The organism is Hydrogenophaga sp., from assembly GCF_965657535.1.
Classification (GTDB): Bacteria; Pseudomonadota; Gammaproteobacteria; order Burkholderiales; family Burkholderiaceae_C; genus Hydrogenophaga.
The window spans coordinates 38,927-62,692 of record NZ_CBFHOP010000009.1 but is presented as its reverse complement, the minus strand read 5'-3'; the positions used below and the strand labels follow the sequence as shown (position 1 = coordinate 62,692).

Here is a 23,766-nt window from a genome sequence, read left to right as displayed (position 1 = left end):
CACCTGGTGCCTCCAACTTCACAGGGCGCACATCTCACAATGGGTGAAACATGCATACTCGAGCACACCATGAAGTTGAACCTGACGGGCGGAATTCTGTTGTTGATGCTGGGTCCGGCGATTGCCGGCCCCACAGACGAGCACAAGCTGCGCGATCCGCAGGATGCTGCGATGGCGGTCATGCCCATTTCCATTGATGGCGATGCACCGCGCACCCCTTTGCATTTGCGGGAGGCGTTGCGTCAGCCGTTTGACAGAGTGGATGACCCCTTCAAGCCCTACCGCCTGTCTGCTGAAGAGCGCCAGCGCATGCGCGAACAGCTCCGCAGCCAGCCCTATCACGCCAACCACAAGAAATAGTCCATGACCCCGATGCGCCGTTCTACCGCTTTGTCTGCTGTTCACCGCTCGTTGCTCGTTCTGGCACTGTTGGGCACGTGTGCCCTGGCACAGGCCCAAACCCACACACCACCACCTGCCAACGTGGTACAGCTGTCGGCCAGCGGCTTCAAGGAGGTCCAGCAGGACTGGCTGTCCATGAGCCTGAACACGACCAAGGAAGGCCCTGACGCAGGCACGGTGCAAAACCAGCTCAAGGTGGCTCTGGATGCTGCACTGGCTGTAGCCAAGTCGACCGCTGTGCCGCAGCAGATGGAGGTGCGCACGGGCCAGTTCAGCCTGTACCCTCGCTACAGCAGCAGCGGCAAAATCAACGGCTGGCAAGGCAGTACCGAGGTGGTGCTGGAAGGCCGTGACTTCGCCCGTATCAGTGCCACCGCAGGCAAAATCCAAACCCTGACCATGGGCAACGTGGGGTTCAGTTTGTCCCGCGAAGCGCAGCAGGCGCTGGAGTCCGACGTGCAGGCCATGGCGATTGAGCGTTTTCAGCGGCGCGCCAGTGAAATTGCCAAAGGCTTTGGTTTCACTGCCTACTCGCTGCGGGAAATCGCCATCAGCTCGGCCGACCAGGGGGGCGGTTACGTGCGGCCACGGGTGATGGCCATGGAGGCCAAGGCCGCCATGTCAGACGCCCCGATTGCGGTCGAGGCTGGCAAAAGCATGGTCAATGTGACCGTGTCCGGAAGCATTCAGCTGCGCTGACCTGGCTGGCCCGCTGCGCCAACGAAAAAGGCCCGCAGTGCGGGCCTTTTGCATGGCTTCAAGGCCCGCTTACTGTGCAACCCAGCCACCGTCCATGTTCCAGGCCACGCCGCGCACATTGGCCGCAGCCGGGGAGCAGAAAAACACGGCCAGTTCGCCCAGTTCCTCTGGCGTGGTGAATTGCATGGAGGGTTCTTTTTCGCCCAGCAGCAGTTTCTTGGCGTCGTCGTTTGACACGCCCAGTGCTGCGGCTTTGGCGTCCACCTGTTTTTGCACCAGCGGCGTCAGCACCCAGCCGGGACAAATGGCATTGCAGGTGACGCCAGATGTGGCGTTTTCCAGCGCCGTGACCTTGGTGAGGCCCACCACTCCGTGCTTGGCAGCCACGTAAGCCGATTTTTCGGCCGAGCCCACCAGCCCATGCACCGAGGCCACGTTGATGATGCGGCCCCAGTTGGCCGCCTGCATGGCGGGCAGCGCCAGGCGCGTGGCGTGAAAGGCGCTGGTGAGGTTGATCGCGATGATGGCGTCCCACCGGTCCACGGGGAAATTTTCGATCCGCGCCACGTGCTGTATGCCGGCGTTGTTCACCAGAATGTCCACTTGGCCAAACTCGGCTGCGGCAAAGGCCATCATGGCCTCAATTTCCTCGGGCTTGCTCATGTCAGCGCCGTGGTAGGCCACCTTGGCGCGCAGCGCTGCGATCTCGGCCTTGGGTCCTTCCACATCGCCAAAACCGTTCAGCACGATGTTGGCGCCCTGGCGCGCCAGGGCCTTGGCAATGCCCAGTCCAATTCCGCTGGTCGATCCGGTGACGAGGGCCGTTTTGTTCGCAAGCATGGCGTGAACTCCAGTTCTATTACGATAGGTTGAAAAACATTCGAAGCATTATCACGGAGCCCGGGGAAGGATCGATCCATGCCGCAGCCGACATGCCAATTCATGACCGTCAACGGCCCCGCTGCGCGCAGCGGCGGCCCCCGCCGCGTGGCCTATTGGGACTGGCCGGCGTTGCCTGCAGCGGACAGCCGCCGCGTCGCCATCTGCGTGCACGGTCTGTCCCGCCAGGGGCGCGACTTCGACGCACTGGCGCAAGCCCTTCAGCCCCACACACGGGTGGTGGCGGTTGACGTGGCTGGCCGGGGTGAAAGCGACTGGCTGGCCGACCCCATGGCCTACCAGGTCGGTACGTACGCCGCTGACTTGGCTGCGCTGGTGCTCAAGCTTCGTAGCGGGTATCCCGATGCCTTGATTGACTGGGTGGGCACCAGTATGGGTGGACTCATTGGCATGGCGTTGGCGGCGCAGCCAGCGCTGGGCCTGCGCCGGCTGGTGCTGAACGACGTGGGCCCGGTGATTCAGTGGGAGGCCTTGCAACGCATTGGCTCCTACCTGGGGCTCAACCCCTCGTTTGGCAGCGAACAGGAAGCGGTGGACTACCTCGCCTCCATTTCCACTGGTTTTGGGCCCCATGCACCCGCGCAGTGGCTTGCGCTCTCGCGCCCCATGCTGCGTGAGCGCCACAACCGTTGGTGGCTGCATTACGACCCAGCCATTGCTGTGCCATTCAAGGCGCTGGTCGGCATGGCCGATGAAGCCGTGGCGCGGCAAGCCGTGCGCGACGGCGAAGCCGAACTGTGGAAACTTTACGACGCTGTGACGGCACGCACACTGCTGCTGCGCGGTGCCGATTCGGATCTGCTGACCCGCGACACCGCGGCCCAGATGGCCAGCCGGGGGCCGCGCGCGCGCTGCATGGAGTTTGCCCACGTGGGTCATGCCCCCACCCTCATGGCCATCGACCAGATGGCCGCCATCCAAGAATTTTTGGGGGCGCCCTGACCGGCTGCCTTGTGACCGTCCATGAAGCGTTCTACTGCCTTTGCACCGCCTGACGCGGTGCCTCAGCCCTCTGCGCCCTCGGGGCAGGCTGCGATGCCCTCGGCCATCGTGGCCGCCACATCAGACAGCCTGCCGCACCAGGCGCAAGCGCTGTCCCGTGCTCGGGCCTTCGCCGAGCCCCTGCTGGCTACGGAGCAGCTCGATACCGGCGAAAACATTCTGGCCCATGCCGATGCCGTGGCCGCCATCCTGCATGACATTGGCGGCTCTGAAGCGATGCAAGCCGCGTCCTATTTGGTTTACGCCTGCCAGCACCTGAACCGCCCACATGAAGTGATTGCCAAAGCCTTTGGCGATAATTTCGCTGCACTGGCGGTTGAAACCACCAAGCTGGTGCAGTTGCAGCGCCAAGCCAGGGTGAAAACGGCCCAGGTGCAAGCCAAGAAAGAAGAAGAGCGCCAGGCCGCTCAAGACCAGGCGTTGCCGCTGGTTTCGCCGGGCAAAACCCCGGTGTCCGAACTGGCGGCCAGCCAGACGGAAAACGTGCGCAAGATGCTGTTGGCCTTCTCGCGCGATCTGCGCGTGGTCATGTTGCGCCTGGCCTCACGCTTGCAGACGCTGCGCTACTTTGCCGCCAGCAAAGGTGACCCAGGCGAGGCCATGGCCAGCGAGTCGCTGCATGTGTTTGCACCGCTGGCCAATCGGCTCGGCATTTGGCAGATCAAGTGGGAAATGGAAGACTTGGCCTTCCGTTTTCTGGAGCCCCACACCTACAAGCAGGTGGCCCGCCTGCTGGACGAAAAGCGCGCCGAGCGTGAAACGCATGTGGAGCAGGTGCGCCTGCAGCTTGAACAAGACCTGCTGCGCCAAGGTGTCACGTCGTCTGTCCAAGGCCGACCCAAGCACATCTACAGCATCGTCAAAAAAATGCGCGGTAAATCGCTGGATTTTGACCAGGTTTTTGACATCCGCGCCCTGCGTGTGGTGGTGCCGCAGGTGGACGATTGTTATGCGGTACTGGCGCTGGTCCATGCCGAGTTCACGCCGGTCACCGAAGAGTTTGACGACTACATCGCCAAACCCAAGCCCAACGGCTACCAGTCGCTGCACACCGTGGTGCGCGACGACCAGGGCAGGGCATTTGAGATCCAGATTCGCACCCAGGCCATGCACGACCATGCCGAACACGGCGTTGCTGCCCACTGGGCCTACAAAGAGGCCGGCGCCAAGGGCTATGCTGGCGTGTCGGCCAGCTCCGAATACGACGCCAAAATTGCGGTGCTGCGCCAACTGCTGGCCTGGGAACGCGACCTGAGCGGCACAGGTCAAGGGCTGTTTGACGACCGTATCTACGTGCTCACACCCGATGCCGCGATCGTGGAGTTGCCCCAGGGTGCCACCGCGGTGGACTTTGCCTACACCGTCCACACCAGCCTGGGCCACCGGTGCCGCGGTGCTCGGGTTGATGGCGCCATGGTCCCCCTGAACACAACGTTGCAAAACGGGCAGACGGTGGAGATCACTGCGGCGAAGGAAGGCGGTCCATCGCGCGATTGGCTCAATGCCGATCTCGGTTACCTGGTCAGCCATCGGGCCAAAAGCAAGGTGCGCGCGTGGTTCAACGCGCAGGCCATGGAAGAAACCGTGGCCCGTGGCCGCGAAGCGGTGGAAAAGCTGCTGCAGCGAGAAGGCAAGACAGCGCTGAAGCTGGACGATCTCGCCGTCTCCATGGGAGTCACGTCGGCCCAGGAACTGTTTGAGCAAGTGGGCAAAGACGAGCTGTCCGTGCGCGCTATCGAGACCCACTTGCGCCCTGCCGAACCCGCCGCAACAACGGAGGAGATGCCGCCCTGGTTGAAGAAACCCCGCAAACAGCCCAGCCGCTCGCCGGGGGGGGTGTTGGTGGTGGGCGTGGACTCGCTCATGACGCAACTGGCCAAATGCTGTAAGCCAGCACCACCAGATGACATCGGCGGCTTCGTGACGCGCGGCAAAGGCGTCAGCATTCACCGTACCGATTGCACCGATTTCGCGCACTTGCAGCGCAAATCGCCTGACCGCGTGATCGACGTGCAATGGGGTGGGTCAAGCAACGCCAGCCGAGGCGAGGGCGCTTACTACCCCGTCGATGTCGCGGTGGAAGCGTTGGACCGTCAAGGCCTGCTGCGCGATATTTCAGATGTGTTTGCCCGAGAGAAAATGAACGTCATCGGTGTGCAGACCCAATCGGTCAAGGGAATCGCCTGGATGACCTTCACCATTGAGGTGGCAGACGCGCGCCAGGTGGCGCGGGCCATGTCTGTGGTCGGCGATGTGGCTGGTGTGCGGGTGGTCAGGCGCAAATGAGTGCGCTGTCTTGAAAAGACGACCAAAACACTGCTATAATTTGAGACTTCGAACGGTTTGTAGGCGCGTAGCTCAGCTGGTTAGAGCACCACCTTGACATGGTGGGGGTCGTTGGTTCGAGTCCAATCGCGCCTACCAAAATGCCCTTGTAATTCATTGAGTTACAAGGGCATTTTGCTTTCTGAGCTGTGGCTTCATGGTGGTTGCTGTTTCTCCAGCGCCCCCCATGTTTGAAACGCACTGCAAGCGGCCATGTGCTCGTGGACTGGTATCGGGAAAACCCACGCAGACGGATGTCAGCTTCGGTTTTTAGAATGTGCCGTATCCTTTGCCCCACAGGCGGGCTCTGTACCGTCCCATTCTGAAAGATTTTTCGTGCAAAAAAACAAGGCCGAGGCCGGCTCTTCCCCTGCAGGCGCCGTGCGGGTGATCAAAAAGTACCCGAACCGTCGTCTGTACGACACCGACACCTCGTCCTACATCACCTTGGCCGAGGTCAAGTCGTTGGTCATGGACAACGAGCTGTTCGTGGTACGCGACGCCAAGACCAACGATGACCTGACGCGCAGCATCTTGCTGCAGATCATCTTGGAAGAGGAAACCGCAGGCGTGCCCATCTTTACTGAGCAGGTGCTGGCCAACATCATCCGTTTCTATGGCCATGCCATGCAGGATTTCATGGGGGCGTATCTGGAGAAAAACGTCCAGATATTCATGGATCTACAGCACAAGATGACCGAGCAGTCCAGCGGCTTGAACCCTGAGGCATGGAAGCAATTCATGAACGTGCAGTCGCCCATGATGCAGGGGATGATGGGTACTTACATGGAGCAGTCGCGCACCGCTTTCACGCAAATGCAGGAGCAGATGCAAAAGAACAGCGAGCAAATGATGGCCGCTTTGGGTCTGAAGCGATAGATTGCCACGGCGCGCTGTCGGCGTGTGCGGTAGCGGGCAGTCTGAGACAATCGGCGCATGATTGAAACTGTTGCTACACCGGGCGCTGCGGCGCCAAAAGTCGGTTTTGTCAGCCTGGGCTGCCCCAAAGCGCTGACCGACTCCGAACTCATCCTGACCCAGCTGAGCGCTGAGGGTTATCAGACTTCCAAAACGTTTGCTGGTGCCGATCTGGTGATCGTCAACACCTGTGGCTTCATTGATGATGCCGTCCGCGAAAGCCTGGACACCATCGGTGAGGCTTTGGCTGAGAACGGCAAAGTGATTGTGACGGGCTGCCTGGGTGCGCGCACTGCCGACGACGGTGACAACCTGGTGCGCAAAATGCACCCGAGTGTGTTGGCTGTCACAGGTCCCCACGCGACGCACGAGGTGATGACGGCGGTACATCTGCACTTGCCCAAGCCACACGACCCGTTTGTGGATCTGGTTCCGGCTCAGGGCATCAAGCTGACCCCGCGCCACTACGCCTATCTGAAGATCAGCGAAGGCTGTAACCACCGCTGCACTTTTTGCATCATTCCGTCCATGCGGGGAGACCTGGTGAGTCGACCCATCGGCGACGTGCTGACCGAGGCGCGCAAGCTGTTTGAAGCGGGTGTCAAGGAGTTGCTGGTGGTCAGCCAAGACACGTCTGCCTATGGCGTGGACATGCAATACCGGACGGGCTTCTGGGATGGCAAGCCGGTCAAGACGCGCATGCTGGATTTGGTGCGTTCGCTGGGCGAATTGGCCAAGGGCTACGGTGCCTGGGTGCGCCTGCACTATGTGTACCCGTACCCGCATGTGGACGAGATCATTCCGCTCATGGCCGAAGGCCTGTGTTTGCCATACCTGGATGTGCCCTTGCAGCACAGCCACCCCGATGTGCTCAAACGCATGAAGCGCCCGGCCAGTGGTGAAAAGAACCTGGAGCGCATTGCGCGTTGGCGCGAACTGTGCCCAGAGATCGTGGTTCGCAGCACCTTCATCGCGGGATTTCCGGGCGAGACCGAAGCGGAGTTTCAGCATCTGCTCGATTTTGTGCAAGAGGCGCAGATCGACCGGGCCGGGTGTTTTGCTTTCTCACCGGTGCAGGGCGCAGCCGCCAATGCGTTGGACAACCCGGTTCCCGCTGAAGTCCGCGAAGAGCGCCGAGCACGTTTCATGGCGGTGGCAGAAGCGGTGTCGGCTGAGAAATTGCGCCAGCGCGTAGGTGCAACCATGCAGGTGCTGGTGGATTCGGCGCCCGGTTTGGGTAAAAAGGGTGGTGTGGGCCGCAGTTATGCCGATGCGCCCGAGATCGATGGCGTGGTGCGCCTGCTGCCCCCCGAAAAAATCAGCAAGACCCTGAAAGTGGGTGAGTTCACCAAGGCGCGCATTGTGGCGGCCGAGGGGCATGATCTGCTGGCGGTACCGTTCTAATTGGCTCCTGGCGGGTGTGCATCACCGGTGTTCCGGCTGCTGGTCAGCAGAACACTCGACCAGTGGGTGGGCACGCTGAGCCGAAAGGGGGTGATGTGGATGGGGTCTGGGCGCCAACCTGCTGGCATCGCCCACACCACGATGAGTTCCCATGCGAGGCACTGACGGCTTTTACCAAGCAAGTAACCAAAGAAAAAGGACTTGCCAACACATGTCAGCAAGTCCTTGAATCTTTGGTGCCCAAGAGAGGACTCGAACCTCCACGCCTCTCAGCGCTAGTACCTGAAACTAGTGCGTCTACCAATTCCGCCACCTGGGCATCTCAGGAAAGATGTCATTATATGGTGATTTTTCCCTGTTTTCGAAAGAACGCTGCAGATATTGGTGCTCTCACCCGCCGCCGCGTTGCTTGGCATCTCGGCCGTTTTGCGAACGCAAAAGAAAAGGGCTTGCCAACATTTACGTCAGCAAGCCCTTATGATTGTGGTGCCCAAGAGAGGACTCGAACCTCCACGCCTCTCGGCGCTAGTACCTGAAACTAGTGCGTCTACCAATTCCGCCACCTGGGCATCTCAGGAAACCGCTAGTATAGCATTTAAAAATTTCCAAAATAATAGTGAACGAAAAGAACAGCCTGTTGGCCGAATTTGAAGGTGTGGTTTCTGGGCATCGCGATGGACACGGTTTCGTAGTCCGCGACGATGGACAGGCCGACATCTACCTTCCCTCCAACGAAATGCGTGCCGTCCTCCACAAGGACCGCGTCAAGGCGCGCATCGTGCGCCTTGACCGCAAGGGCCGCCCCGAGGGCCGAGTGACCGAGATCGTTGAACGCTCGAACTCTCCCATCATTGGCCGACTGCTGCAGGAAAGCGGCGTCTGGCTGGTGGCGCCCGAGGACAAACGCTACGGCCAAGACGTATTGATACCCAAAGGCGCGATGGGCTCTGCCAAGGCTGGGCAGGTGGTCGTGGTCGAGCTGACCGAACCACCCGCGCTCTATGGGCAGCCGGTGGGCCGCGTGAAAGAAGTGCTGGGGGACATTGACGATCCGGGCATGGAGATCGAAATTGCGGTGCGCAAGTACGACGTGCCGCACGAATTTTCTGATGCGGCGCTGGCCCAGGCGCGCAGTTTGCCCGATCACGTGCGCGCATCAGACCACTTGCACCGTATTGACTTGCGCGATGTGCCCCTGGTGACCATTGACGGTGAAGACGCGCGCGACTTTGACGATGCGGTGTACTGTGAGCCGGCAAAAGTGGGACGGGGCAAGGGCTGGCGTTTGCTGGTGGCGATTGCGGATGTGAGTCACTACGTGGAAACCGGTTCGGCCATTGACGTGGACGCATACGACCGCGCTACCTCTGTTTACTTCCCACGCCGCGTGATCCCCATGCTGCCCGAGAAGCTGTCCAACGGCCTGTGCTCATTGAACCCGGGCGTCGAGCGGCTCTGCATGGTTTGCGACATGCTGGTGAACGCCAAAGGCGAGATCCACGCGTACCAGTTTTATCCGGCTGTCATGTTCAGCCACGCCCGCTTCACCTACACCGAAGTGGCCGCTATTTTGCAAAATACCCGTGGCCCCGAAGCGGCTCAGCGCAAGGCGCTGGTGCCTTACCTGGTCAATCTGCACGATGTCTACCGGGCCTTGTTGGTGGCGCGACAGGTGCGCGGTGCGGTGGATTTCGAAACGGTGGAAACCCAGATTGTTTGCGACGAGTCCGGTCGGATTGAAAAAATCATTCCACGCACCCGCAATGATGCCCACAAGCTGATTGAAGAAGCCATGCTGGCCGCCAACGTGTGCTCGGCGGATTTCATTGGTGAAGGCAAACACACCGGGCTGTTCCGCGTGCACGAAGGTCCCACGCCTGAGAAGCAAGACATCCTGCGCAACTACCTCAAGGCGATGGGCGTGACGCAGACCATCAGCGACAACCCGCATCCGTCGGAGTTTCAAAAGATCGCGAGCGCCACCAAGGACCGCCCCGAGTCGCAGCAAATTCACACGATGTTGCTGCGTTCGATGCAGCAGGCCATCTACACGCCACTCAACCAGGGCCACTTTGGCCTGGCGTTTGACGCCTACACCCATTTCACCAGCCCGATCCGCCGTTACCCCGACCTGTTGGTGCACCGGGTCATCAAGGCCATCTTGTCAGGCAAGCGCTACCAGTTGCCTGTGTTGCCGACCCCGGGTGAAGCGCATGCCAAATTGAGCAAGCGGCTGGCCAGCCGTGTCAAGCCGCCGGTGGCAGGCGAGCCGGTGAAGAAGCCTTCGGTCGACACATTGGCTTGGCAGGCGGCCGGGCTGCATTGCAGTGCGAACGAGCGCCGTGCAGACGAAGCCAGCCGCGATGTGGAAGCCTGGCTCAAATGCAAATACATGCGCGAGCACCTGGGCGAGGAGTTCAGCGGCGTGGTGACGTCGGTGACAAGTTTCGGCTTGTTTGTCACCCTGGACGCGATGTACGTCGAGGGGCTGGTACACATCACCGAGCTCGGCGGTGAGTACTTCCGGTTTGACGAAGCGCGCCAAGAGCTTCGAGGCGAGCGCACCGGTATCCGCTACGCGTTGGGCTCGCGGGTGAAGGTGCAGGTAAGCCGGGTTGACCTGGACGGGCGCCGGATCGATTTTCGGTTGGTGACTGACAACGACGATGCGGTGTTGCGCGCTCTGCGCGACAAGACGGGGCAGCCAGACGCCAGTGAGGCGGGTAGCGGTCGCGCGGGAAAATCGCGTCGCAGTCGCAACAACGAAGCCTCTGCTGCCGTACGCTCTGGCGCTGCGCAGCTGCCGCCCGTGCTGGAGGTCAAGGCCTCGGTGCGCAAAGCGGCAGGTAAAAAGGCCGAACGCAGTGGTGCCAGGCCTGCGACCGGTAAGCCCCGCAAGAGCCGTCGCTAGGCGCCTCGTGGGGAGCATGGAAAGCGCCACCACACCGCCGCGTAAGCGGCGGTTGTCCATTGAAGGCAAGACCGGCAGTACGTCTGTGGGTCCCGCGACAGCGGCTACAGCAACGCGGCGCAAGAAGGCGCAACCCCTGATTGAGCGGCCGCTGCGCATCGGGGTGTCAGCTCGCCTGCTTTATCAAGTTCCATCTGAGCTCGGTTTTCGCAACAAGAGCTTGCAATATATTGAGCAATCTTTAGCACACTGGATCATGGAGCACGGCGCTGTCGCGTTCATGGTGCCGGCCGTGGCCCACGACAGCAAACATGCGGCGCGGCATCTCAAGGTGGACCATGTGGTGCAGGAACTGGATGCTCTGGTGCTGCAGGGTGGTGCAGATGTGGCGCCGCAGACCTACGGTGAGACGCCCATTGAACCGCGCTGGCAGGGCGACGTGGTGCGCGACCGTTACGAACTGAGTTTGCTGCGCGCATTTCTCGCCCAGAAAAAGCCCGTGTTGGGTGTGTGCCGCGGGGCGCAGCTTTTGAATGTGGCGTTTGGTGGCACCTTGTACCAGGACATCGCGACCCAGTGCCCCGCCGCGCATCCGCATGTAGACACCGAGCTGTACGACCAGCTGGAGCACGACGTGACGTTTCTGCAAGGCAGTGCGCTGACCGCTTTGTACCCAACCTCGTCGCAGTTGCGTGTGACCAGTATCCACCACCAGGCGGTCGCCCAGCTGGGCAAAGGTGTGGTGGTGGAAGCTGTTTCCACGCTGGACGGGCTGGTGGAAGCCATACGCTGGACCGGCGATGCCTATGCCCGTGGTGTGCAATGGCACCCGGAGTTTCACCACGACCGACATGCGCTGGCAGACAGTTCGCCCATCATGCTGGACTTTCTTCAGGCCTCGCGGGCTGCGGCACTGGAGCGTCTGGCCGCAGGGCTGGAGCCCGATCCTCGGGTGCCCCGTGCGCCTTTGCTGCTGGTGGGCGGGTGAAGCACTGATTTCTGGCTTTCGGCGCACGCTCTAAACTCGGGGTGATTTTTTGGTGGCGTGCTCACGCATCAGCCTTTCTTTGACTGCCCACAGGAACCTGCATGCGCATTGTTTTTTTCCTGCTCGACACCTTTTTCTTCTTCCTGGTCGCGGCGGCTCTTTTGCGGGCCTGGATGAACCACCAGCGTATCCACATGTCGGCCCAGCCGGGGCGATTAGTGATCGCGCTGACCGACTGGCTGGTCGCACCGGTGCGCCGCATTCTGCCCCGCAGTCTGGTGCAAAGCCGCGTGGACTGGGGCAGCCTGATGGCTGCGCTGCTGTTTGCATTGGCTTACGGCGGCTTGTGGTTGATGCTGGCTGCCACCCTCACGCCGGTAGAAGCTTCACCAGCCGCGATGCTGCTGGCGATTCCCACCCTGGCCATCAAGCTTCTGCTGCGGACCTTGATGCAGGGTCTGATGATGCTCTTGCTGGCCTACGCTGTGTTGTCGTGGGTGCAGCCGCAGTCTCCCGTGCTGGGTACCTTGGACCGACTTTGCGCACCCGTGCTGCGGCCGGTTCGCAGAATCGTGCCCACGGTGGGTGGGGTCGACCTGTCGGTGCTGGTGTTGATCATCTTGTTGCAGGTCGGCTTGATGTTGCTCGGCTGAGCCCTGAGCACAGCGCCGAGAGGCTCTGGACCGCTGGCCTGGCCTGCCCCGATCAGGGGTATGAGAGCGGCTGTACCCGCTCGGCAAGCCGGCTTGCCGTGAGCGTTGGCACACCGGCAGTTTCAAAGCCCAGCAGACCCGCATCAACCGGCCAATGGTCGGCCAACCAGCCATGCTGGAACACAGCTTGGGCCAGCCGCTGTTGGCCTTGCTCTGGAGCCAACCCGGGCTGTGCCAAGGCACTGCCCAGCATGCCTGCGAGCACATCACCTGTGCCAGCTGTGGCCAGTCCGGCGTTGCCTGTGGGGTTGATCAGCGGTGTTTGCTGGGGTGCGCTGATAACGGTGCCTGATCCCTTGAGCACGCACACGGCTTTGAAGCGTTCGCTCAAGGCCTGGGCTGTCCCCAGCCGGTCGGCCATCACCTGGGCGGTGCTGCGGCTCAACAGCCTTGCAGCCTCCAGCGGGTGTGGGGTGAGGACGGTGAACCAGCCTCGGTCTCCGCGCTCGCTCAGAAGCGTCTGAAGTGCTGCGTCATCGGCGATGGCATTGAGTGCATCGGCATCCAGCACAAGCGTGCGCGCACGCGAAAGGATATGGGGCAAAACCGTAGCCACGGCCGACCCGCCGCCACACCCGCACACCACAGCGGCGGTGGCCAGTAGGGGGCTGTCCAGTAAGGTGTTGACGTCGCGAAACATCAATCCGGGACTTGTCGGGTCCCAGCGCACGGCGCCTGCCACGGTGGGTGCGTGTGCTTCAAGCAGTCCCACATAAACGCGGCCACTGCCCGCGTGCAGGGCTGCGCGAGCGGCCAGCACGGCTGCACCGGTCATCCCAGATCCGTTGACGGCGAGGTCTTGTCCGCCGACCACAACCACATCGCCAAAGCTGCCCTTGTGGCTTGCGTGGGGTTGCCTCCATTGTCCCGGGGCAAGTTCTGCCCAGCCGTTGAGGTGCGCGCAGGGCCGGTGGTGGGCCAGCGGCGTGACCTGCAAATCATCAAACCAGACCTGACCTGCAGCATCCCTTCCAGCGGCTGTGAACAGGCCGGGCTTGAGTGTGAGCAGCGCGAGCGTGTGGCGTGTGCCCTGAGATCCTTGGCGTTCATGGCTCAAGGGTGTCCATGCGCCATTGTCGGCGTCCAGGCCGCTGGGTACATCCACGCAGAGCAACGTTTGCGAGGTGCTTCGCAAACGCGCCATCCATTGCTCGACCATGCCCTGGGTTGGCCGTGCCAGACCAATGCCGAACACCGCGTCAATCGCGAGGTCAAAGTGCTCAGGTGGGTGCGCGGCAAAGCACACGCCAGCGGCCTGCGCCTGGCTCAGGGCATGGCGTGCATCGGGGGGAAGTGACCGATCTTGCGGGGTCATGCCCGTCCAGTGGGTCACCACCACCCGCGTGGTGCCTCCGCGAGTCTGCGCCCATTGGTGCAAGTGAGTGGCCGCAACCATGCCGTCGCCCCCGTTGTTGCCTGGTCCGCAAGCGATCCAGATGCAGCGGGCGTGAGGCTCCAGCGCCAACGCCAACTGCGCTACAGAGAGTCCCGCCCTGGCCATCAACCCGTGCGGTGGCAGTTGGGCGGCCGCCGATTGCTCGATAGACCGCGTAGTCGCAACGTTGTAAAGCGGGTCGGACCCAGATGGACGAACGGCTCGCATGGACACCGGCGGGCCCGATCAGGCGGCTGGAATGCGCAGGACTTGGCCCGGGTATATCTTGTCCGGGTGGGTCAGCATGGGTTTGTTGGCTTCAAAAATCTGCGTGTATTTGTTGGGCGTGCCGTAAAACGCTTTGCTGATCTTGGACAGGTTGTCACCTTTCACCACCGTATACATCTGCGACGCAGGTTCTGGGGTGGCCACGGTCATCAGGTCGTTGACCTGGTTGACGCTGGCGACGTTGCCGCAGCACAGCACCGCTTTTTCACGCGTGGCCTGATCGGGCGCGATACCCGCTACGGTCACCGTTCCGCTTCCTGGATCGAAGCCAACGTCGAGCGCCGCGATCTTCAGTCCCATGCTGTTGATGTAAGTGGCGATAGCCTGGGCTGCGGTCTGGCTCAGCGCGGCAATCTGCTCGGGACTTGCGGTGGCGGCTACGGGTGCGGTGGCCTCTGCTTTGCCGATGCCGAACAGTTTTTCGCCGGCTTCCTTGATGAAGCTGAACATGCCCATGGTGTTACTCCTTGTGGTGGTTTGGGAAATTGAGTAAGGCCATCGTGCGGCCTGATGCGACACCAGTCAAGCAGGTGCGAAGCGTGTCGTGCTGATGACGTGCCCTTGTGCTCACCCATGCGCAGGCTGACGTGGGTATGCGGGCATTCCGCCACGGATTGCTGATGTTGCGCACTCCGAGCGAGGCGCGCGCCCTCAGCGTCCGAAGCGTGTGAGGTTGTATTCAGCCCCATCAATGTCGGACTTGGTGCCTCGGATGTGGTCGGCCAGCAGGCGCGCACTGCCGCAGGCCATGGACCAGCCACTGTTACCGTGACCCAGGTTGACCCATACACCAGGCAGTTGGGTCGGCCCCAGTGCGGGCAGTCCGTCGGGCAGGCGGGCTTGTGCCCCGCACCATTCCTGCGCGCTCCCGTGGGTGCCTGCCATGCGGGCAGCGCCTGGGAACCAGTCGGACAGAACTTGGTAGAGCCGTTTCAATTCGCCAGCCGATTTGACCCCGGCAGAACGGCCAAATTGCTGTCCACCACAAACCCGGACCCGTTGCCCGAGCCTCGAAATGGACACCTGTTGGCGTACATCAAACACCGCTGAAAGGGGTGCGTCCAGTGGCTCGCGCACTGCTGCGCTAACGGAATGCCCAAATACGGGCAGCACGGGCAGCCGCACACCGAGTGTTCGCAATAAGGTGGCGCCAGCCGCCCCGGCGCACAAAACGGCACCGTCGACGTGCATGGATTTGTTGCTGCGAGCCGCAGGCACGGTTGGCGAGAGGGTCAGTTTCACGCCAGCGGACGGGTTGGCCTCTGGCGTGATGCGCTCCACGGTGGTTCCGAATTCAAAACGGCAACCGAGCTTTTGCGCTTCGGCTTTGAGTTGCAGGGCAAACTGGCGGCAGTTGGCCGAGGCCTCGCCAGTGATCTCCAGTGCCGCATACAGTGCGGTGTCCGGGTTCAGAGCCGGCTCACGCAGGCGGGCTTCCTCGGCGGACAACACGCGGTATTTCCAGCCCATATCGGCCATCACCTGAAGCGCTGGCTGGGCTTTTGCATGGCCTTGCTCTGTGCGCCAGAGCACCAACATGCCTTCGGTGCGGTCGTAATCCAGCTGCAAAGCGCCTGCCAAAGCTTGCAAGCGCTCATGGCTGTACTGGGTCAACCGATGAACGGCTGGCTGCAGCGTGAGCTGGCGTTCGGCCTTGCCCGCACGCAGCCATTGCCACAGCCAAGGCCATTCTTTGCCACGCGGCCAACTGCCCAGATTCAGGGCAGTGCCAGCGCTGGCCCACGGCATCAAAGCACCCATGCCGAGGCCATTGGCGCCCCCGAATGCGTTCCAGCCGGGTGCGATCAGGCTGCCGTTGGCGAAACTGCTTTCTTCGGCGGCTGTATTTCGCCGTTCAAATACGGTCACCTCGTGCCCGTCCAGCGCCAATTCGTAGGCGGTGGTGATGCCCACAACACCCGATCCGACGACGGCGAGCTTCAAGCGGGCCTCCCGCTGGCGTGGGCACAACGATTGGGGTGGGCCGATACGGGGTTCTGGATGCGCTGCAAGCGGTGGCGGGGCATGAAAATGGCTCAAACGTCATTACGCCCGCTGAAGCGGGCACAGGCGACGGTGGTTGATGGGGTGGTTCCCGTGCGGCTGCTATAATCGACAGGCTTTGCTGCAGGTGGTCTGTCCATGAGTATGGACAGACGCCACATAGGCGGCAAGGTCAATCGCAAACCAGCCCGACCGGGTGTTGCCTGGGAGGTGCAAGCGCAGAAGCGCTGCACAACCAGGCGATAGGGGCTGGATTTTAGTCTCAACCTCTGGAAAGAAATCTTATGTCTATCTCCATGCGCGAAATGCTGGAAGCCGGTGTCCACTTTGGTCACCAGACCCGCTTCTGGAACCCCAAGATGGCTCCGTACATCTTTGGTCATCGCAACAAAATTCACATCGTCAACCTCGAAAAGACGCTGCCGCTGTTCGAAGATGCTGCCAAATTTGTACGTCAGCTGACCGCCAACCGCGGCACCGTCCTGATGGTGGGTACCAAGCGCCAGTCGCGTGAAATCGTGGCTCAGGAGGCCCGTCGTGCCGGCGTGCCGTTTGTAGACCAGCGTTGGTTGGGTGGCATGTTGACCAACTTCAAGACGGTCAAAACTTCGATCAAGCGTCTGAAAGAGATGCAGGCCCAAAAAGAAGCCGGTCTGGACAGCATGTCCAAAAAAGAGCAGCTGACCTTTTCTCGCGAAATGGAAAAGCTGGAAAAAGACATCGGTGGTATCCAGGATATGGCTGCCTTGCCGGATGCTATTTTTGTGATCGATGTCGGTTTCCACAAAATTGCTGTGCTTGAAGCGCAGAAGCTGGGTATCCCGCTGGTTGGTGTGGTGGATACCAACCACTCGCCCGTGGGTATTGACTACGTGATTCCTGGCAACGACGATTCGGCCCGAGCCGTGGCGTTGTATGCCCGTGGCATTGCTGACGCTATCCTCGAAGGTCGCAACAGCGCCGTGAACGACCTCGTCAAGACCGTGGTCGCTGAAGGCAACGACGAGTTCGTGGAAGTCAAGGAAGACGCAGCGGCCTAATCGCTGCTCTTTCGAGAAAGAGGGGCTCATGGGCCCCTTTTTCACAAGTCAACTGGATCAATTGAACGATGCGTGCCGCCGGCTGAGGCGGTGCGGTCAACGGAGAACTGAAAAATGGCAATTACTGCAAGCATGGTCGCTGAATTGCGCGCCAAGACCGACGCGCCGATGATGGAGTGCAAAAAGGCGCTGACCGAAGCCGAGGGCGATATGGCCAAGGCTGAAGAGTTGCTGCGCGTCAAGCTGGGTACCAAGGCCGGCAAGGCTGCCAGCCGCGTGACGGCTGAAGGTGTGGTCACGAGCTTCATCGAAGGCACCACGGGCGCCATGGTGGAAGTCAATTGCGAAACCGACTTTGTGACCAAGAACGACAGCTTCCTGGCACTGGCCAACGCGGCTGCACGCCTGGTGGCTGAGCACAATCCAGCCGACCTGGTCGCGCTGGGCGAGCTGCCTTACAGCCAGGATGGTTTTGGCCCGACCCTGGAAGAAGTCCGCAAGGGCTTGATTGGCAAGATCGGTGAGAATATGAGCTTCCGCCGTTTCAAGCGTTACAGCGGCGCGAGCAAGGTGGCTGGCTACTTGCACGGCACCCGTATTGGCGTGCTGGTCGAGTTTGATGGCGAAGAAGTGCCTGCCAAGGACACTGCTATGCACATTGCCGCCATGAAGCCCGTGGCGCTGACCAGCGCTGATGTGCCTGCCGAGTTCATTGAGCGCGAGCGCTCGGTTGCCACGGCCAAGGCCGATGAAGCCAACAAAGAGCTGGTGGCTGCAGGTAAGCCAGCTCAGAGCGACGAAATCGTGGCCAAGCGCATCGACGGCGCTGTGCAGAAGTACCTCAAAGAAGTGTCCTTGTTCAACCAGCCTTTCGTGAAGAACGACAAGCAGACTGTTGAGCAGATGCTCAAAGCGGCTGGCACCACCGTCAAGGGTTTCACCCTTTATGTGGTGGGCGAGGGCATTGAGAAGAAGGTGGACGATTTCGCCGCTGAGGTTGCCGCCCAGGTGGCAGCCGCCAAAGGCGCCTGATACCCGGCGGGGCTTGCCCGTGCCCCTGCTGAGAAGTTACAACGGGCCGCAAGGCCCGTTGTCTTGTGGGGTGCCGGTTTCAAACGGTAGACCTGGCGGCTAGAGTGTCAAACGGTGCGTGCCTCGCTACACTCATCTGCTGAGCGTTTTATTTTTGCATTCGAGAAAGTTGTTCCATGCCTGCCTATAAACGGATCCTGCTGAAGTTGTCGGGCGAAGCCTTGATGGGCGACGACGCATTTGGTATCAACCGGGCCACCATCGTTCGCATGGTGGAGGAAATCGCTGAAGTCACCCGACTGGGTGTTCAGGTCGCTATCGTGATCGGTGGCGGCAATATTTTTCGCGGTGTCGCGGGTGGCTCGGTCGGTATGGACCGCGCCACAGCCGACTACATGGGTATGTTGGCTACGGTGATGAATTCCCTGGCCCTGGCCGACACGATGGACAAGGCCGGTCTGGTGGCAAGAGTGATGTCTGCCATCTCCATTGAGCAGGTGGTGGAGCCTTATGTGCGCCCCAAGGCCTTGCAGTACCTGGAAGAGGGCAAGGTCGTGGTGTTCGCGGCTGGCACCGGCAACCCGTTTTTCACCACCGACACGGCTGCGGCGCTGCGCGGCGCTGAAATTGGTGCTGAAATTGTGCTGAAGGCCACCAAGGTGGACGGCGTCTACAGCGCCGATCCCAACAAAGACCCGCTGGCCACGCGCTACGCCAGCCTTTCCTTTGACGAAGCCATGGCTAAAAATTTACAGGTGATGGACGCCACCGCTTTCGCGCTGTGCCGCGACCAGAAACTGCCCGTCAAGGTGTTCTCGATCTTCAAGCCCGGCGCACTGCGCAATGTGGTGCTGGGCGGGGACGAAGGCACGCTGGTTCACGTTTGATGCCTCTCAGGCATCACCTACCCAAGTCGCAGTGAGGAGTATTCATGAGTACCGCCGAAGTTCGCCAGACCGCTGAACACAAAATGCAGCAGTCCCTGGAAGCCCTGAAAAACAGCCTGTCCAGAGTCCGCACCGGACGACCCAACCCGCAGCTGCTCGACACGGTGCATGTCGACTACTACGGCTCGATGTTGCCGCTGTCACAGGTGGCCAACCTGTCGCTGCTGGACGCGCGCACCATTGGCGTGGCCCCCTGGGAAAAAAGCATGGGCGCCAAGATTGAAAAGGCGATTCGTGAGTCGGACCTGGGTCTGAACCCTTCGAGCCAGGGCGACATGATCCGTGTGCCGATGCCTCCCATGACCGAAGAGCGCCGCAAGGAGTTGACCAAAGTGGTGCGTACCGACGGTGAGGCCGCCAAGATTGCCATCCGCAATTTGCGCCGTGACGCCAACGAGTCGGTGAAGAAGCTGGTGAAGGACAAGCTGGCATCGGAAGACGATGAGCGCCGGGCGCAGGACGATGTACAAAAGCTGACCGACCGCATGATCAACGAGGTGGACCGGTTGGTGGCGGCCAAAGAGCAGGACATCATGGAGGTCTGACGCCAGACTTTCTCCAACGATCCCCGCACCCTGACCGACCCCATTCATGGCTGAACCCTTTTTACCCCTATGCCCGCCCTCCAACGGAATGCCACGCCATGTCGCGGTTGTCATGGACGGCAATGGGCGGTGGGCGCAAAAGCGTTGGATGCCCCGTGTTGCGGGTCACAAGCAAGGGGTGGACGCTTTGCGCAAGACGGTGCAAGCATGCATTGAGCGGGGCATCGCGGTGCTCACGGTGTTCGCCTTTTCGTCTGAAAACTGGAAGCGCCCTGCAGAAGAGGTCTCGGGCCTGATGGAGTTGTTGGTGATGGCGCTCTCGCGCGAAGTACCCAGCTTGAAGAAACACGGTGTGCGGCTGTATTTTCCTGGCGACCGCAGCCAGCTATCGCGGCGTGTTGTGCAGGGTTTGGAAGCAGCCGAGGCCGAAACGGCTGGCAACGACCGCCTCGCGCTCAATGTGTGCTTTAACTACGGTGGTCGCTGGGACGTGGTGCAGGCTGCCCGCCAGCTGGCCCAGGCTGGGCAAGAAATCACCGAGCAGAGCTTGTCCGAGGCCACTGCCCTCTCCCATGTGGGTGATCCCGATCTCTTGATCCGCACCGGGGGTGAATTGCGTATCAGCAACTTTCTCCTTTGGCAGTCCGCCTACACCGAGCTTTACTTCACCGATTGCCTCTGGCCCGATTTTGATGCGGCAGAGCTCAACAAGGCATTGACCGATTTTTCGGGTCGTCAGCGCCGGTTTGGACAAACGGCCGAACAAAGCGCTGCCGGCGCGCCATTGACAGCTGCGGAGCCGCGGCATGCTTAAGCAGCGCATCATCACCGCACTGGTGCTGCTGGCTGTTTTGTTGCCCGCATTGTTCCATGACGCCATCGAGCCTTTTGCCCTGCTGGCCTTGCTGATGATCGTGGCTGCAGGCTGGGAATGGGCTCGCCTGAACGGTTGCCCCTCCACCCGCGCCTTGGTGCTGGGGGGTGGGCTGGGCCTTGCGCTGGCGGCTTTTTGGGCTGCAGGTGGGTTGGCGGTACCGTGGCGTCCGTTGTGGCTGGCGGTGGGTGCTCTTTGGGTGGTGCTGGCGGTGGTCATGCTGCGGCGAGGTGTATCCGGCTGGGCAGGCTGGCCTGCTGCGTTGCGACTCTGGACCGGTCTTTTTCTGATCGCCTGCGCCTGGCTTGCGCTGGTGCAGGCGCGTCTTATGGGGCTCGATTTTCTGCTGTCCGTGCTGTTGCTGGTCTGGATGGCGGACATTGCCGCTTATTTCGGCGGCAAGGCGCTGGGGCGCCGCAAGCTCGCGCCCACCATCAGCCCTGGCAAAAGCTGGGAGGGTGCCGTGAGCGGCTTGCTGGGCGTTTTTGTGTCGGCGGGCGGCTGGCTGTATGCCGATGCACAAGGCCTTGGCGACCACAGCAGCCTGTATGCGCTGCTGTGGGCAAAGGGTCCGGCGCTGGCGGCGCTTGCTTTGTTGTTTCTGGTGGCCATGAGCGTGGTGGGCGACCTGGTGGAGTCCTTGGTCAAGCGCAGCGCGGGGGTCAAAGACTCCAGTCAGTTGCTGCCGGGCCACGGGGGTGTGCTGGACCGCGTGGATGCTTTGTTACCTGTACTGCCGCTGGCCATGATGCTGGCCACGCTCTGACACATGACCACCATGCAATCTGTCACTATTCTGGGCTCAACCGGTTCGATTGGCACCAACACGCTGGACGTGCTGGCCCGCCATCCGGAACGCTACCAGGTGTTTGCGCTAACCGCAGCCACCCAGGTCGAACTGTTGCTGGCGCAATGCCAGCAGTTTTCACCCCGTTTCGCCGTGATGGCCAGTGCCGACCATGCCCGGCAACTTCAGGACCGCGTGCGCGAACTCGGCTTGAGCGTTGAGGTGCTGGCTGGGCCCCAGGCGCTGTGCGATGTCAGTACCGACGCTGCCGTGGATGCGGTGATGGGCGCCATTGTGGGTGCTGCTGGCCTGGCGCCTTGCCTGGCTGCGGCCCGTGCGGGCAAAAAGCTGATGCTGGCCAACAAGGAAGCGCTGGTGGTGGGCGGTGATCTGTTCATGGAGGCTGTTCGCGCGGGCGGCGCTACCCTGTTGCCGATTGACAGCGAGCATTCGGCCATTTTTCAGTCGCTGCCCGAAGACCCCACGACTTGGGCGCGCCGTGTGCAGAAAATTGTGTTGACCGCCTCGGGCGGGCCGTTTCGCACACGCGATCCGGCCACGCTTGCTGCGGTGACGCCCGCAGAAGCATGCGCCCACCCGAACTGGGTCATGGGACGAAAAATCTCGGTCGATTCCGCCACTATGATGAACAAGGCGCTGGAGGTGATCGAGGCGCGCTACCTGTTCGGACTGGCGCCTTCGCAAATTGAGGTGGTGATTCATCCACAAAGTGTGATCCATTCGATGGTGCAGTACACCGACGCTTCCGTGGTGGCTCAGTTGGGCACGCCCGACATGAGAGTGCCCATCGCGTATGGACTTTCATGGCCTGAGCGCATGGCGTCGGGTGCGGCGGCTTTGGACTTTTCCAGTCTGGCGGCTCTGACCTTTGAAAAACCCGACGACGAGCGCTTCCCAGGCCTTCAACTGGCTTGGGGCGCTTTGGATGGGCCCACCGGCACCACTGCCGTGCTGAACGCTGCCAATGAGGTGGCGGTGGCGGCTTTTCTGGATAGTCGTTTGCGTTTTGACCAGATCCACGTGGTCAACCATGCAACTTTGCAGGCCATGGTGCCCTCCAAACCGCAATCGCTGGACGACTTGCTGGCCATTGATGCCGAGGCTCGATCAAGAGCCGACTTGATCGTTCAGCGGCTATTCGCTTGATTCAGCGCAGGACGCAGCCACCCGGCTGCGCCTGGTCTGTTTCCCGTTCATCTGGTCACTGAGGTCACATGCTCACTCTGGTTGCTTTTGTTCTTGCTTTGGGTTTGCTGATCGCTGTACACGAGTACGGCCATTACCGCGTGGCGGTGGCCTGTGGTGTGAAGGTGTTGCGCTTTTCCATCGGGTTTGGTAAGCCCCTGCTGAGCTGGCGGCGCAAAGGCAGCCCAACCGAGTTTGTGTTGTGCGCCCTGCCTTTGGGCGGTTATGTGCGCATGCTGGACGAGCGGGAGGCTCCGGTGGACCCGGCTGAAAAGCATTTGGCGTTCAACACCCAGCCTTTGCGCTCCAGGGCGGCGATTGTGGCTGCCGGCCCAGCAGCCAATTTGTTGCTGGCGGTTGCTCTCTATGCTTTGGTGAACTGGACCGGAGTGGAAGAGCCCAAACCCGTGTTGGCCAGCCCCGCCGCGTCTTCGCTGGCCGAGCGCGCCGGCCTGGTGGGCGGAGAGTGGGTGTCGGAAGCGGCCACGGCCGACGCCGAGCCTACCCCGGTCTCTTCTTTTGAAGACTTGCGCTGGCGCCTGACCCAGGCTGCGTTGTCGGGTGACGACATGACCTTGTGGGTGGCCAGCGAAGAGGGCGGCAGTGTGCGACCCGTGACCTTGGCGCTCAGTGAACTCGATGTGCGCGAGGCCGATGCCAGCCTTTTTCAGCGCATGGGCATCCTCGGCCCCTGGACCGCTCCTGTGGTGGGCGACGTGATGGACGGCGGCGCTGCCGCAGCCGCTGGGCTGCAAACGGGTGATGTGGTGCAAAGTGTTGATGGCCAGCCTGTGAGCGATGGGCAGCGCTTGCGCAGTCTCATTCGCTCGGCAACGGGCTCCGCAGGGCAGGGTATTGAGCAGCGCTGGCTGGTGGAGCGCCGTGGCCAGCGTCTGGAACTGCTGGTTAAGCCCGTTCCAGAGCAACAGGCGGGCGCCTGGGTCGGTCGGGTAGGGGCCTACATTGGTGCTGCGCCGGCCATGATGACGGTGCGCTTGGGCGTGCTGGATGGCTTCACGCAGGGCGTGGTTCGCACCGCCGAGGTGTCGTGGCTCACTCTCAAAATGATGGGTCGCATGGTGATTGGTGAGGCATCTATTAAAAACCTCAGTGGCCCGCTGACGATTGCCGACTATGCCGGCAAATCGGCCAGCCTCGGTATCACCTCTTACCTGTTGTTTCTTGCGCTCATCAGCGTCAGTCTGGGGGTGCTCAACCTGCTGCCGCTGCCCGTCTTGGACGGGGGGCACCTGATGTATTATCTTTGGGAGGGTGTCACTGGCCGCAGCGTGTCCGACGTCTGGATGGAGCGGCTGCAGCGCGGGGGTGTCGCGATCCTGATGGCGATGATGGCCATTGCCTTGTTCAATGATGTGGCCCGTTTGGCTGGCTGAACTCTTCTTTTC

21 protein-coding genes and 3 tRNA genes are annotated in these 23,766 nt (G+C 61.4%); 18 read left to right on the top strand and 6 right to left on the bottom strand.

Going from position 1 to position 23,766, the window contains the following annotated elements; translation table 11 throughout:
* Positions 1-69: 69 nt before the first annotated feature.
* Together ACTG4K_RS15770 and ACTG4K_RS15765 are read left to right on the top strand one after the other, a co-directional pair.
* Positions 70-360, top strand: coding sequence for a hypothetical protein (locus ACTG4K_RS15770; RefSeq protein WP_439115168.1), 291 nt, complete (start codon positions 70-72; stop codon positions 358-360).
* 12 nt (positions 361-372) lie between these two features.
* Entirely contained in the window at positions 373-1,101 is a 729-nt protein-coding gene (locus tag ACTG4K_RS15765; RefSeq protein WP_439115254.1) for an SIMPL domain-containing protein, read from the top strand.
* Positions 1,102-1,170: 69 nt separating this feature from the next.
* Here ACTG4K_RS15765 and ACTG4K_RS15760 read toward each other — a convergent pair whose 3' ends face one another.
* The gene (locus ACTG4K_RS15760; protein WP_439115167.1) at positions 1,171-1,941 is read right to left on the bottom strand and encodes a 3-hydroxybutyrate dehydrogenase; all 771 of its coding nucleotides are present in this window, start codon (positions 1,939-1,941) and stop codon (positions 1,171-1,173) included.
* 78 nt (positions 1,942-2,019) lie between these two features.
* Between ACTG4K_RS15760 and ACTG4K_RS15755 the strand changes: the two genes are divergently transcribed.
* The 5 genes from ACTG4K_RS15755 (at position 2,020) to rimO (ending at position 7,650) form a co-directional block, all read left to right on the top strand.
* On the top strand, positions 2,020-2,943 hold the full coding sequence (locus ACTG4K_RS15755) for an alpha/beta fold hydrolase (protein ID WP_439115166.1): 924 nt from the start codon (positions 2,020-2,022) through the stop codon (positions 2,941-2,943).
* A 21-nt stretch (positions 2,944-2,964) separates the two neighbouring features.
* Positions 2,965-5,289, top strand: coding sequence for a RelA/SpoT family protein (locus ACTG4K_RS15750; RefSeq protein WP_439115165.1), 2,325 nt, complete (start codon positions 2,965-2,967; stop codon positions 5,287-5,289).
* 61 nt (positions 5,290-5,350) lie between these two features.
* Positions 5,351-5,427 (top strand) — tRNA-Val (locus tag ACTG4K_RS15745).
* Between the two features lie 237 nt (positions 5,428-5,664).
* Positions 5,665-6,207, top strand: a complete 543-nt coding sequence (gene phaR, locus ACTG4K_RS15740; protein ID WP_439115164.1) for a polyhydroxyalkanoate synthesis repressor PhaR — start codon at positions 5,665-5,667, stop codon at positions 6,205-6,207.
* A gap of 57 nt (positions 6,208-6,264) precedes the next feature.
* Complete coding sequence (rimO, locus tag ACTG4K_RS15735) at positions 6,265-7,650, top strand: 30S ribosomal protein S12 methylthiotransferase RimO (protein WP_439115163.1); 1,386 nt, start codon at positions 6,265-6,267, stop codon at positions 7,648-7,650.
* Between the two features lie 234 nt (positions 7,651-7,884).
* On the opposite strand, the gene ACTG4K_RS15730 is transcribed toward rimO, so the two are convergent.
* Positions 7,885-7,969: transfer RNA gene (locus ACTG4K_RS15730), tRNA-Leu, on the bottom strand.
* Between the two features lie 165 nt (positions 7,970-8,134).
* Positions 8,135-8,219 (bottom strand) — tRNA-Leu (locus tag ACTG4K_RS15725).
* A gap of 47 nt (positions 8,220-8,266) precedes the next feature.
* Between ACTG4K_RS15725 and rnr the strand changes: the two genes are divergently transcribed.
* The 3 genes from rnr to ACTG4K_RS15710 all read left to right on the top strand — a co-directional run bounded on the left by rnr (position 8,267) and on the right by ACTG4K_RS15710 (position 12,202).
* Positions 8,267-10,561, top strand: a complete 2,295-nt coding sequence (gene rnr / locus ACTG4K_RS15720; RefSeq protein ID WP_439115162.1) for a ribonuclease R — start codon at positions 8,267-8,269, stop codon at positions 10,559-10,561.
* 85 nt (positions 10,562-10,646) lie between these two features.
* Positions 10,647-11,549, top strand: a complete 903-nt coding sequence (locus ACTG4K_RS15715; protein ID WP_439115253.1) for a gamma-glutamyl-gamma-aminobutyrate hydrolase family protein — start codon at positions 10,647-10,649, stop codon at positions 11,547-11,549.
* Between the two features lie 101 nt (positions 11,550-11,650).
* Positions 11,651-12,202 carry a YggT family protein gene (locus ACTG4K_RS15710; RefSeq protein WP_439115161.1) on the top strand — a complete coding sequence of 184 codons (552 nt, stop codon included), beginning with the start codon at positions 11,651-11,653 and terminating at the stop codon, positions 12,200-12,202.
* A 52-nt stretch (positions 12,203-12,254) separates the two neighbouring features.
* Here the strand turns inward: ACTG4K_RS15710 and ACTG4K_RS15705 are convergent, their stop codons facing one another.
* The 3 genes from ACTG4K_RS15705 to ACTG4K_RS15695 all read right to left on the bottom strand — a co-directional run bounded on the left by ACTG4K_RS15705 (position 12,255) and on the right by ACTG4K_RS15695 (position 15,869).
* Positions 12,255-13,865 (bottom strand): NAD(P)H-hydrate dehydratase, encoded by a 1,611-nt coding sequence (locus tag ACTG4K_RS15705; protein WP_439115160.1) that lies wholly within the window; start codon positions 13,863-13,865, stop codon positions 12,255-12,257.
* 18 nt (positions 13,866-13,883) lie between these two features.
* Complete coding sequence (lysM, locus tag ACTG4K_RS15700) at positions 13,884-14,381, bottom strand: peptidoglycan-binding protein LysM (protein ID WP_439115159.1); 498 nt, start codon at positions 14,379-14,381, stop codon at positions 13,884-13,886.
* 195 nt (positions 14,382-14,576) lie between these two features.
* The gene (locus tag ACTG4K_RS15695) at positions 14,577-15,869 is read right to left on the bottom strand and encodes an FAD-dependent oxidoreductase (protein ID WP_439115158.1); all 1,293 of its coding nucleotides are present in this window, start codon (positions 15,867-15,869) and stop codon (positions 14,577-14,579) included.
* Positions 15,870-16,213: 344 nt separating this feature from the next.
* Between ACTG4K_RS15695 and rpsB the strand changes: the two genes are divergently transcribed.
* The 8 genes from rpsB to rseP all read left to right on the top strand — a co-directional run bounded on the left by rpsB (position 16,214) and on the right by rseP (position 23,754).
* A complete protein-coding gene (gene rpsB / locus ACTG4K_RS15690) occupies positions 16,214-16,969 on the top strand; it encodes a 30S ribosomal protein S2 (protein WP_439115157.1) in 756 nt (251 codons plus the stop codon).
* Positions 16,970-17,083: 114 nt separating this feature from the next.
* On the top strand, positions 17,084-18,001 hold the full coding sequence (gene tsf / locus ACTG4K_RS15685) for a translation elongation factor Ts (RefSeq protein WP_439115156.1): 918 nt from the start codon (positions 17,084-17,086) through the stop codon (positions 17,999-18,001).
* Between the two features lie 176 nt (positions 18,002-18,177).
* A complete protein-coding gene (pyrH, locus tag ACTG4K_RS15680; protein WP_304840340.1) occupies positions 18,178-18,888 on the top strand; it encodes a UMP kinase in 711 nt (236 codons plus the stop codon).
* 44 nt (positions 18,889-18,932) lie between these two features.
* Positions 18,933-19,493, top strand: coding sequence for a ribosome recycling factor (gene frr, locus ACTG4K_RS15675; RefSeq protein ID WP_439115155.1), 561 nt, complete (start codon positions 18,933-18,935; stop codon positions 19,491-19,493).
* A gap of 46 nt (positions 19,494-19,539) precedes the next feature.
* Positions 19,540-20,307: a polyprenyl diphosphate synthase gene (uppS, locus tag ACTG4K_RS15670; RefSeq protein ID WP_439115154.1), complete on the top strand. Its 768-nt coding sequence runs from the start codon at positions 19,540-19,542 to the stop codon at positions 20,305-20,307.
* A complete protein-coding gene (locus tag ACTG4K_RS15665) occupies positions 20,300-21,133 on the top strand; it encodes a phosphatidate cytidylyltransferase (protein WP_439115153.1) in 834 nt (277 codons plus the stop codon). The genes uppS and ACTG4K_RS15665 overlap by 8 nt, the downstream gene beginning before the upstream one ends.
* 12 nt (positions 21,134-21,145) lie before the next feature.
* The gene (ispC, locus tag ACTG4K_RS15660) at positions 21,146-22,321 is read left to right on the top strand and encodes a 1-deoxy-D-xylulose-5-phosphate reductoisomerase (protein ID WP_439115152.1); all 1,176 of its coding nucleotides are present in this window, start codon (positions 21,146-21,148) and stop codon (positions 22,319-22,321) included.
* 68 nt (positions 22,322-22,389) lie between these two features.
* Positions 22,390-23,754, top strand: a complete 1,365-nt coding sequence (gene rseP / locus ACTG4K_RS15655; RefSeq protein WP_439115151.1) for an RIP metalloprotease RseP — start codon at positions 22,390-22,392, stop codon at positions 23,752-23,754.
* The last annotated feature ends 12 nt before the right edge of the window (positions 23,755-23,766 follow it).